General features: G+C 75.6%; 1 protein-coding gene. It reads left to right on the top strand.

What is annotated here, in order from left to right:
* Positions 1-925 (top strand): FAD-binding protein (locus ACYVE9_RS28480; RefSeq protein WP_461030770.1); only part of this gene is annotated, 925 nt, incomplete at its 5' end.
* Positions 926-935 lie beyond the last annotated feature (10 nt).

Here is a 935-nt window from a genome sequence, read left to right as displayed (position 1 = left end):
CGGCCACCACCGGCGCCGGATCGCGCACGCCGGCGACGCCGCCACCGGCGCGGAGGTCTCCCGGGCGCTGGTCGCCGCGGTGCGCGAGCTCGGCATCGAGACGGTGGACCACGCGCTGGTGCTGGACCTGCTGACCGACCACGAGGGCCGGGCGGCGGGCGTCTCGCTGCACGTCATGGGGGAGGGCCAGCACGACGGCGTGGGCGCCGTGCGCGCCCGCGCGGTGGTGCTCGCCACCGGCGGCATGGGCCAGGTGTTCTCCGCGACCACCAACCCGGCCGTCTCCACGGGCGACGGCGTCGCGCTGGCGCTGCGGGCCGGCGCCGAGGTCAGCGACCTGGAGTTCGTCCAGTTCCACCCGACCGTGCTCTACCTGGGCCCGGACGCCGAGGGACAGCAGCCGCTGATCTCCGAGGCGGTCCGCGGCGAGGGCGCCCACCTGGTCGACGCCGACGGGGTGCGCTTCATGGTCGGGCAGCACGAGCAGGCCGAACTGGCGCCGCGTGACATCGTCGCCAAGGGCATCATGCGCCGCTGCCAGGAGCAGGGCGCCGAGCACATGTTCCTCGACGCCCGGCACTTCGGCGCCACGATGTGGGCGGAGCGCTTCCCGACGATCCTGGCCGCCTGCCGTGCGCACGGCATGGACCCGATCACCGAGCCGATCCCGGTCGCCCCCGCCGCGCACTACGCGTCCGGCGGCGTCCGTACCGACCTGCGCGGGCGGACCACCGTGCCGGGGCTCTACGCCTGCGGTGAGGTCGCCTGCACCGGCGTGCACGGCGCGAACCGGCTGGCGTCGAACTCGCTGCTGGAGGGGCTGGCCATCTCCGAGCGCATCGCCGCCGACTTCCTGGAGGCCGCCGGGGCGACTGCGTCGGGCCCAGCCGGTGCCGACGTCCCTGCTGCCGGCGCCCACCGTTGAAGACCGGGAA

It is taken from the genome of Streptomyces sparsus (assembly GCF_054776295.1).
The sequence above is the reverse complement of the archived record's forward strand: the minus strand, read 5'-3'. Positions and strand labels throughout refer to the sequence as shown.